Here is a 10537-nt window from a genome sequence, read left to right as displayed (position 1 = left end):
AAGCAGGAAAGAACTGCTTAAGCCCACATCCCGATAGTTATGGGGAGCCTCCCTTAGTCTGCCTGTCAATTTGTGTTATACAAAACCGCTGTGGCTAATTATTAACAAGTGTCGAAATAATATGACAAAGAAAACCAGGACTTGGATAATTAGAGTAATATTGTTCGCCGCAACAATTGTTTCCCTATACTTTGTGCCCTGGCCTATAGTAAAAGCCCGGGTAGCTCCGTTACCCGATTCAATTCAGGAACAGGTAGATAAAGCGGAAGATTATGGATTTGATGGTATAATTGTTTGTATTAACAAAAAAGGAAATCAAACAGAATTTTATACTTCGGGCTACAAAAACCGAGAAAATAAAATCCCATCCGACCCGAATTCCTTATTTAAAATTGCTAGTGTAAGTAAGTTGTATAATGCTTTAGCCATTGCAAAGCTGGTTAATGATGGAAAATTATCATTGGAGAAAACACTCGCAGATTATTTACCAGAATTGAAAGGGAGAATAGAATATGCCGATAAAATCACTTTACGAATGTTGGTGCAGCATAGAAGTGGTATTCCAAACTTTACTGACACCTATATGTATTGGGTTGCTCCCAAGGAAACTACAGATGAGCAACTTGCTTTGGTTTTAGATAAACCTGCCAGCTTTAAACCCGATGAAGATTATGAATATTCCAATACCAATTACTTACTGCTTGGCAGAATAATTAACCGGAGTCTTGGGTATGATAAATTCGAATATATTCAAAAGGAAATTTTAGATCCTTTGAACCTGGAAAATACTTTTAGTTCAATTCGGGATGTGGATATAAATGAGGTGATGAGCGGTTACTATGTGGGCTATGATGAGGATTTAAAAACGAATAATGTAGGCTCAATGTTGGCAACGGCAGAAGATCTAAGCAAATTTATTCGAGCCTTAAATGATGGCTCTATTTTTAGAAATAAAAAAGAACAGGAAATATACTCTTCCATTTATAAGTATGAACACACTGGCTTAATACCAGGATATCAAACTATAACCAAATACCATAAGGATATTGATGCTGTAGTTATACAATTTACAAATACGGTAAACTTCGAGGGTTATAACTGGAGTTTATCTGAAATTATGTATCATCGAATTGTAAAAATAGTTAGTAAAAAAGAATAGTTTAAAAATTTAAAAAATACATTACTTTTAATGGGTAAACAATTATAATGCAGTAGTTTACTTCCCATTTCCCCGCTGCCCGACTTTGTAAATTATTAAAATTTAATATATGGTAATGAAACCAGGAAGCTTATCAATAATTACCGGTGTAAGTTATTGGATAATTTTTTAGACAAGCTTGTGAAAAACGCTATTTTCAAAATAATTAGCATCATCCTTTTCTTCTTCATCACTTCTTGTGGTTTAAGTGAAAAGACACTCGATAAGGTTTCTTCCAGCTACATTACACTTAATGATTCTAAAATTCATTACAAAGAATATGGACAAGCTGAGAAAACTTTAATTTTTGTTCACGGTTGGGGCTGCGACCTAAACACCTGGAAATATCAGTTTGACTACTTTAAAGATAATTATCACTTAGTGTTAATTGATTTGCCGGGTTATGGACAAAGTGATAAAGTAGAAAAAGACTACAGCATTGATCTATTCGCTCAATCTGTTTTAAAAATAATTAGGGATTTGGAAATAAAGAATCCTGTATTGGTTGCTCATAGTATGGGACTACCTGTTGCGATAGAAGTTTTGCAACAATTGAATTCTGAAAGGGCAATGCTATGCAATATTGATGGTGTATATTTTGACTTTCCGACTGACAGTATTGAAAATATCCAATACAAAGAAGGCTTGACCGAATTTGCCAATATGTTTAAAGGTGATAATTACAAGCAGAATGTAGAGCAGTTCTGTAATAGCTTTATCACAGAAACGACCCCTGAAGACGTAAGAAATTATATTCTATCAACAATGACTGAAACACCCCAGAAAATCGGCTATCAGTCAATGAAAAGTTTAATTGACCAAAAATATTGGGACAAGGAAATAGTCAATAACCAGACAATTGCGATTTATGCAAAAACTACTGATTTACCACCCGACAATGAAAACATTTTAAAGCAACAATTCCCTGATTTGACATATATAGAGATGGATAGCGTCAATCATTTTCTTATGATGGAAAAACCAGAAGAAGTGAATTATATATTGAAAGAATTTATTGAAAAATAAGTACGAAAGCCCAAGAATGGCTATACCGATTTTGCGTCTTCAAATAAGGAGTATTGTCCAAAAAAATGTAATTTTAGAAACTATTAAAGAAATTAGTCAAACCCCCATCCCGATAACTATCGGGAGCGTCCCTTACTCCCGCAACTGGCGGCAACCGGGGACGATAGCCTTAATAAAAAATGATACTTATAGACCACCCATATGTTTCAGATTTCCTGGTAAGAACTATTAAAGAAAATAATTTTGAAATTATTTCTACTAAAGAAGCGAGGTCATTAATTAATGATGATTCTTTGAATTGGATTGCTGAGAATGACGCGAAGAATAAAATCTTAAACAGCCCAAACCCTCTTATCTATACAAATTCTGAGAACTCATTAAAATGGATTTTCAATAATTTAAAAGAAACTAACCTACCTCAACAAATAAGCTTATTTAAGGACAAATTTAAATTTAGAGAACTAACTAAAGAGCTGTTTCCTGATTTTCTGTTTAGGAAAGTTAAAATAGAGGATATCCAAACCCTGGATTTAGATATTGATCAAATAAAACTGCCATTTATTATTAAGCCTTCATTAGGTTTTTTTAGTATCGGCGTTCATATTGTTCGTAACAAATCTGACTGGTATACTGCTCAAAAAGAATTAAACTATGATAATCTAAAAAGCATTTACCCTAAAGAGGTAATGGATGCTTCTACTTTTATTATAGAAGAATACATAGAAGGAGAGGAATTTGCCGTAGATACCTATTTTAATAATGATGGAGAAGTGGTTATTCTAAATATAATGCATCATATGTTTTCTTCAGGTACTGATGTAAGTGATAGGGTTTACTCTACTTCTCAAAGCATAATTCGTAAGTACAAAGAAAGCCTTGAAGAGTTTTTAAAACCCATAGGAAAAAAAGCTAATTTGAAAAACTTTCCGATGCATGTAGAGGTTAGAATTGATGAAAAAGGAGTAATAAAACCAATAGAAATAAACCCGCAACGATTTGGAGGGTGGTGCACAACCGGAGATCTTTCTTGGTATGCATTTAATATTAATTCATACCAATATTACTTTCAAAATAAAAAACCGAATTGGGATGAAATTTTTAAAAATAAAAAAGATGAAATTTATAGCATTGTTTTATTAAACAATAATTCAGGTTTTAAACCATCAGAAATCTCCCATTTTGATTTTGATTTGCTCAAACAGGATTTAGAAAATATATTGGTTATCAGAAAATTAGATTTTAATAAATTCCCTGCATTTGGTATCTTATTTACTGAAACAAGTGAAGGAAATGAAAGAGAACTAAAAGAAATACTCAATTCCGATTTAAGGAAATATATTAGAAAATAGAAATTACTAAGGCTAAGAAGAACTGAGTTAAAAACAGGTCTTCTATGCTAATTTCGAAACAAAATTTTCCTCATAGTTTAAAGCCGATTCTGGCTCCAATATTTATATGAGAAATATGCATAAGAAAATCATTATCCTTTCGCTTCTTGTTATAATTACAAGCATGGGATTTGCTCAAACAGAAAAGATTAAAATAAAGTCAGACCATCTTAACGAATCGAATTATCTACAAACAGATGATTTTTATTTAACCCATTATCTGTATATCGATTTGTTCCTGAGAGAAAATCTGTTCCCCAATGCTAGCCCGGGGCAGGTTTCTTCTGTAATCGAGGCTATAAAAAAATATGTTTCAGTAGAACAAAGCCTGGAAATTGAAATTGAAAAACCCGGTAATAGAAATTATTTGATCAAAATGGCGGTTCTAAAGAAAGATGACGGAACAGAACTCCTCATTGCTTTTACGAACTGGAGTACGAAAAAAAGAATTTTCGAAAAAGAAATAAAAATAAAGAACGACTCCTATACAAGATGGTATTTCCTTAACGGCACAAAAATGACTTATCGAAAAGATATGTCTAATCAAAATAATTATTCTAAGATGTCTAAATCAGACCTGGCCAATGCTTATCTGCTTGACGAAATACCGGAGAATGATACGGCGATAAAAAGTACAGTTGACGAACTTCTGGAGGAAAGTGATTTAATGGTATCAGAAAATATTACGGCTAACTTAATTCTTTTGAAATATTGGATATTTCAAAGAGATACGGAGAATGTGATAAAGCAGACAGAATATTTAAATGAATTGTTTGAAAGCAATAAATATGAAGCTAAGCTCAAAGGATTGGAAATGGCCTTTGATGCCACAAAATTTCAGATTGAATTAATGTAATAAGCCTACAACTTAGAAAACCTGGAAAGAAAACGGAAATTGGACAACATCCTGTTTTTTTCCAAACCTGTCTTATCAAACCGAAACGATAAAGCAAATAAGAAAAAATAAAAACCAATCTTTGCAGTGCTTTAAAGCAGCACCTGCTAAAACGGATGATTTTCAATTAGCTCATTTTCACAAATATTGTAAATTACTCCACCTTACAGCGCATAACCGCCATTGAAAAAATTAGGCTACGAATACGCAGACTTTAGCAAAAAATTTGGAAATAAAGTCAACCATGAAAGAACCAGAAATACCTGTAAATGAACCGGAACGACTAAAAGAATTAGAAAGTTATCAATTGACAGGACTTGTAGAGAATGAAGATTATGACTTTATCACTTCCATGGCTGCCCAAATATGCGACACCAAAATTTCTTTAATTAGTCTGGTCACCGATGATAAGCAATGGTTCCTTTCCCATCATGGCCTGGAAGCTCGTGAAACGTCAAGAGATTATGCATTTTGCGCTCATGCTATTAATACACCCAATGAGCCGTTTATAGTTGAGGATGCCCGAAAAGATGAGCGGTTTCATGACAACCCCTTGACCACCGGTGATCCACATGCCATCTTTTATGCGGGTATTCCCTTGGTTACCTCCAGGGGCTACCCCTTAGGAACGCTTTGTACTATTGATGACAGCCCTAAAAAGCTCAATAAAACCCAGCTTGAACGGCTTCAGAAACTGGCAAGGCAAACCGTAAAGCTTTTTGAGAGTAGAAAAAAAAGCATTGAAGTGGGTCTTCTTAATCAAGAGCTGGAACAAAAGAATGATTTGCTCCGGAATACTCAGGAAGCAAATCAGCTAGGAACCTGGGAAATGGATATCGACTCGGGAAAAACTACCTGGAGTGATATGGTGCATAAGATCCATGAGGTACCTGAAGATTTTAATCCTGATGAAGTAAAAAAAACAGAGTTTTACCACCCTGTTTACAGACCCGTCATTAACAATGCTCTTAAAAGATGCATTTCCCAGGGGATCCCATTTGATTTGGTAGCCCAAATAATCACCGCGAAAGACAGACTGATATGGGTGAGGTCAACAGGACGAACAATGGGAGGCAAACTTATTGGTAGTTTTCAGGATATTACCGAAATAAAACAAAATGAAATTAGGTTCAAATCGGTAATTGAAGGCACTAACGTGGGCACCTGGGAATGGAATGTTCAAACCGGGGAAACCGTCTTTAATGAACGCTGGGCTGAAATTACCGGTTATACCTTAGAAGAGCTCGCTCCTATCAGTATAGAAACCTGGTTAAAATTAGCTCATCCCGATGACCTGGAAGAATCCGGTCGCAGGCTAAACTCCTGTTTTGAGAAAAAGACGGAGTACTACGAGTTTGAAGCCCGTATGAAGCATAAAGCCGGGCACTGGGTTTGGGTCTATGACAGGGGTAAGGTTTTTGAATGGACCAAAGACGGGAAACCCCTCATGATGTATGGTACCCACCAGGATATTACAGAAAGAAAGCATAGAGAAGAGCGACTGCGAATTAGTGAAGAGGCTTTCAGAGGAAATTTTGAAAATGCAGCCATTGGAATGGCTTTGTTGGATGAAAAGGGGAAATGGTTGAAAGTAAATAAAAAGCTTTGCCAAATTGTTGGGTATTCACAAGAGGAATTACTGGAACTTACTTTTCAGGATATTACGCATCCTGATGATTTAGATTCTGATTTGACCTTTTTGCAGGAACTTATTGAAGACAAAAGGGATCATTACCAGATGGAGAAACGATACTTCCATAAAAAGGGACATATTGTTCATATCCTTCTGGCAGTGTCTATGGTAAGAAATAACGAGGCTAAGGTGCTCTATTTTATTTCACAAATTATAGATATCTCTGAAAGCAAAAAGCTCCTTTCAGATATCGATTACCAAAAAAACCTTTTATCTGCATTATATAATTTATCTCCAATAGGAATAGCCCTTAACGATTATGAAACCGGTAAATTTTTAGATGTAAACGATAAATTGCTGGAACCAACCGGCTACAGCAAAGAGGAATTCCTATCCTTTAGTTATTGGGATACCACGCCCAGAGAGTATGAGCCAATAGAAAGAAATATGCTTAAACAAATGGAAAGCAAAGGAAGCTATGATTTGTTTGAGAAGGAATTTATCCGAAAAGATGGTACACGCTATCCGGTGGCACTGCAGGGGGTGGTAATAAAAGATGCCAATGGAAAAAAGCTAATTTGGTCTTTTATAAGGGATATTAGCCAGGAAAAAGAGGCCGAACGCAAATTAAGAGAAGCTATTTCCAGCCTGCAAGCCATATTAGATGCCAGTAAACAGGTTTCTATTATGGCCACCGATACAACGGGGACAATTACTTTGTTCAACGCTGGTGCCGAAAAAATAACGGGCTATAAAGCTGAGGAGATGATAGGCAAACATAATCCACAGTTGATTCACCACCCCGATGAGATAAAAAAGCAAAGCCTTGAACTCTCTAAAAAGTACAACAAAGAAATAAATGGATTTGAAGCTTATTTTTATGAAGCTAAAATTGGAGTGCCAACTACTAAAGAATGTACCTATATAAGAAAAGACGGTACAACTTTTCCTGTTTTACTTTCTATAAACACCATCCTTGACCATGGAGATATTGTAGGATACCTGGGGGTGGCAACCGACATCAGAAAATTAAAGAAGGTAGAAAAAGAGATCAAGTCCTTACTTGATATTACCAGTGAGCAAAACGAAAGACTCCGCAATTTTGCGAATATTGTATCTCACAACCTACGATCTCATAGTTCAGGCATTTCCGGAATTCTTGACCTGATTCAAATGGATTTTCCTGAAATATCAAATAATGAATTGGTGAAACATCTTAATAGAGGAGCCGAAAACCTGAAGCAAACAGTACATGATTTAACGGAGATCGTTAAAGTTAACTTGTCGAAAAGTGGTACTTCGTCCATAAGGCTCTATGATGTGCTGCAAAAAAATACAGAAAGCCTTAGTTTACAAATAAAACAGGCCAACCTGGAAATAATCAACCAAATCGACAAAGACCTGGTTGTAAAAGGTATTCCTGCTTACCTTGATAGTATTGTATTGAACATGATTACAAATGCCATTAAGTATAGAAGCGAGGAAAGATCAAGCTATCTAAAGATTTTTGCTCGTGTAGAGCAAGAAGTGGTAACTATCTTTTTCGAAGATAACGGCCTGGGCATAGACCTGGTAAAACACGGTGACAAATTGTTTGGCATGTACAAAACATTCCATAACCACGATGACTCACGGGGAGTTGGTCTATTCATCACTAAAAACCAAATAGGAAGTATGGGCGGTAAAATAGAAGTAGAAAGTGAAGTAAACATAGGTACGACCTTTAAAATAACATTACCCCTATAATATTGATCTAGTTTGTGATATGAAAAAGTTCGCCTACAGTTTTCCGATCTTAAAGGATAAAGTTGAAGAATGGCTGAATTTCGCCAGGGAAGTAAATACGACCCACAGGGAAGAATTCAATAAAATGCATCAAAGAATAGGTGTTAAGAAAGAGAGTTGGTTTTTGCAGGAGTCGGCCGAAGGCTATTCTGTGGTGGTTTATACCGAGGCCGAGGATGAGCATTTTATGAACAAATTCAAGAAGGATCAATCGGGGTTTTCGCAATGGTTTAGAGAACAGGTTTCAGAACTCCAGGATGTAGATCTTGATTTCACTACCCAAATGCCGGAAATAGTTCTGGACTGGAAAGAAAAAGAGGAGTAAAAAACTGTTTAGATCTCCCTAGCCTCTTGTCGCTTTAACAAATATTTCCTGCAGTTTCCGGGTGATCTCATCTTTTTTAGTGGTAAAAACCTCCTTGTCTTTATAGGAAATCGAATCTACCTTCATAATCTGGGTGGTGGTGCCGGTGAGAAATACTTCCTCTACCTCTACCAGTTCATCCAGGTGTACTTTTTCTTCTTTTACTTTGAGATCGATTTCGCGGGCGAGGTCAAGGACAACCTGTCTGGTTATTCCGGAGAGGATATTGTGTCCTTCAGGATGTGTAAACAATGTGCCTTGTTTTACAAAGAAGATACTGCTGTGAGAGCCTTCGGTAAACCAGCCATTGCGTATCAGCAGGTTCTCATCGAACCCATTTGAGATCGCTTCTTCATTAGCACGAATATTGGCGAGCAGGGAAATGGATTTGATATCGCAGCGGTGCCAGCGCAAATCTTTAGTAGCACTCACCTTCCAGCTTTTCTTTTCAAAGCCTTCAAGCTTTACGGGATTTACATAAAGCAAGACGGTGGGCGTGACATTCTCCGGATAATAATGCGTCCTGGGAGCCGCCCCACGGGTAACCTGCATATATACGGCGCAATCTTCAGTAGAAAGTTTTGCCCGCTCAAGGGCTTCAAAAATAATTTTTTCCAAAGAAAATGCATTAAAATCCAGGCTTATCTCATCCAGGCAATACTGCAGTCGTTGCAGGTGCTCCTTCAGCTTAAAAGCTTTCCCTTTGTAAAACGGACTCACCTCGTAGATCCCGTCACCTAACATAAAGCCACGATCAAAAACAGAGACCTGTGCCTTTTGCGGCTTTAGCCAGCTGCCATTGAGGTAAACTTCTTTGGGATAGGATTTTTTAGACTTCACCAGGAGATGTATAATTTATAATAACCATTGATAATTGCTCTTCATTATATAAAGTAAAAATCGGGAAATCCAGGGGAAATCAGCATAAAAAAAAGATAATGTTTTTCGCGTACTCCGGAATTTTTGAAAAATCCTAAAAGGTAAATCAGCTTGATGAGATTCCGGGCCTGACCCGGAATGACGTAAACTTTCGATCTCAGGCTTATGAGATACACCAAGCCTAAAGCTGCGGCGTAAAGGTTCCGGGTGAACCCGATAGCTAACGGGACGGAATGAGGTACCTATTTAACTTTCGGTTTTTAACCGCCAAAATAACTTTCAATGGCAATCATCCAGTCCTGTTCAAAATAGCGCACCAGGCTTATCACTATGGCTCCCGCGATCACGTAAGCCCAGTGGTAACTTTTCTTTTTGACCATCACCCAGCCCACGGCGGCAAAACCAAGATAAGGCAAAGCCAGGATCAGGTTGGCATAGGGCGCGTTCCCACCTACAGCCGCGATTATTTTCATCACCACATAAAAAATGCTGTAAAAGAAAATAATTTTTGAGATGAGCGAGAGATAATCACTGCGCATTAGTCGGTGTATTTTTCGGGAGCTTTACGTCTATTAGATTGCTTTTCATAGGCTGCGGCCCAGTTTAGCAGGTCCTGTTCCCCGTTTGGGGTTGTTATCATCGTCAGGCCTTTTGGCGCACCCTCTTCGGTAAAGCCCATTGGTACTGTTATCGCCGGGTATTTAGCTACTGCTGCGAAACCGGCATGGTAATTATTAATAGAAAGCACAGCGTCAAGATCGTGCTCCTTCATAGGTACATCAAAAAATTGCTTTCCGTTTCGGTTCAGGGTGTCTTTAATGGCTGCAAAATCTTCTTCGGAAGCAGAATCCTGCAGAATCCCTTCAAATAAAGCCTGGCCATAAGGCATTCTTAGTGTTGAATCTTCAATATTGAATTTCACCAGGTCTTCTACAGAGGAGAAGCCGGTATTCCCGCCATATTTGTCAAAATATTCGGGTAGGTCTGTCTTCATATCCAGGTTCAAAAGTCTTACAAAATTCGGAAGCTCAACTTCTTCCGCTTCATATTCCACCACTTCGGCTCCTGCTTTTCTTAGGTCTTTTACGGCTCTAACGTAAAGTGAATCTTCCATCAGGCCTTTTATCGCGCCAAAACGTTTTCCCTTCAGGCTGGCATTTTCCAAATCGCTGTAGTAATCTTCTACAGGAGCTGCAAAACCTTCTGAAGCAGGATCGGTTTCATCTTTTCCGGTCATCGCCGATAACAGGATCGCATTGTCTACAACAGATTTAGTGATAGGTCCCGGAGTGTCAAGTGTTCCTGAAATAGGAACGATCCCTCCCCTACTCAGGAGTCCGATAGTAGGTTTCAGCCCCACCAGGGAGTT

At 37.4% G+C, this 10537-nt stretch carries 9 protein-coding genes; 6 read left to right on the top strand and 3 right to left on the bottom strand.

All coding sequences use genetic code 11. The annotated features are described in order from the left end of the window. Positions 1-121: 121 nt before the first annotated feature. The 6 genes from VIM94_RS09010 (at position 122) to VIM94_RS08985 (ending at position 8250) form a co-directional block, all read left to right on the top strand. Positions 122-1159: a serine hydrolase domain-containing protein gene (locus tag VIM94_RS09010; RefSeq protein WP_332038966.1), complete on the top strand. Its 1038-nt coding sequence runs from the start codon at positions 122-124 to the stop codon at positions 1157-1159. 180 nt (positions 1160-1339) lie between these two features. Further along, positions 1340-2224 carry an alpha/beta hydrolase gene (locus VIM94_RS09005; protein WP_332038965.1) on the top strand — a complete coding sequence of 295 codons (885 nt, stop codon included), beginning with the start codon at positions 1340-1342 and terminating at the stop codon, positions 2222-2224. 179 nt (positions 2225-2403) lie between these two features. Next, positions 2404-3573 carry an ATP-grasp domain-containing protein gene (locus VIM94_RS09000; protein WP_332038964.1) on the top strand — a complete coding sequence of 390 codons (1170 nt, stop codon included), beginning with the start codon at positions 2404-2406 and terminating at the stop codon, positions 3571-3573. Between the two features lie 115 nt (positions 3574-3688). Continuing rightward, positions 3689-4468, top strand: a complete 780-nt coding sequence (locus tag VIM94_RS08995) for a hypothetical protein (protein ID WP_332038963.1) — start codon at positions 3689-3691, stop codon at positions 4466-4468. A 283-nt stretch (positions 4469-4751) separates the two neighbouring features. Beyond that, entirely contained in the window at positions 4752-7886 is a 3135-nt protein-coding gene (locus tag VIM94_RS08990; protein ID WP_332038962.1) for a PAS domain S-box protein, read from the top strand. Positions 7887-7905: 19 nt separating this feature from the next. Continuing rightward, entirely contained in the window at positions 7906-8250 is a 345-nt protein-coding gene (locus tag VIM94_RS08985) for a hypothetical protein (RefSeq protein ID WP_332038961.1), read from the top strand. Positions 8251-8268: 18 nt separating this feature from the next. Here the strand turns inward: VIM94_RS08985 and VIM94_RS08980 are convergent, their stop codons facing one another. From VIM94_RS08980 to VIM94_RS08970, 3 genes are all read right to left on the bottom strand, one after another. Continuing rightward, positions 8269-9129, bottom strand: a complete 861-nt coding sequence (locus tag VIM94_RS08980) for an aminotransferase class IV (protein ID WP_332038960.1) — start codon at positions 9127-9129, stop codon at positions 8269-8271. Positions 9130-9428: 299 nt separating this feature from the next. Next, complete coding sequence (locus tag VIM94_RS08975) at positions 9429-9707, bottom strand: hypothetical protein (RefSeq protein WP_332038959.1); 279 nt, start codon at positions 9705-9707, stop codon at positions 9429-9431. Continuing rightward, the coding region (locus VIM94_RS08970; RefSeq protein WP_332038958.1) for an amidase family protein at positions 9707-10537 on the bottom strand (831 nt) is incomplete at its 5' end. The genes VIM94_RS08975 and VIM94_RS08970, both read right to left, overlap by 1 nt.

This window comes from Salegentibacter sp., assembly GCF_036568425.1.
In the GTDB taxonomy this organism is placed as follows: Bacteria; Bacteroidota; Bacteroidia; order Flavobacteriales; family Flavobacteriaceae; genus Salegentibacter.
Note: the sequence above shows the minus strand (reverse complement) of the source record. Positions and strands in the feature narration are given on the sequence as shown.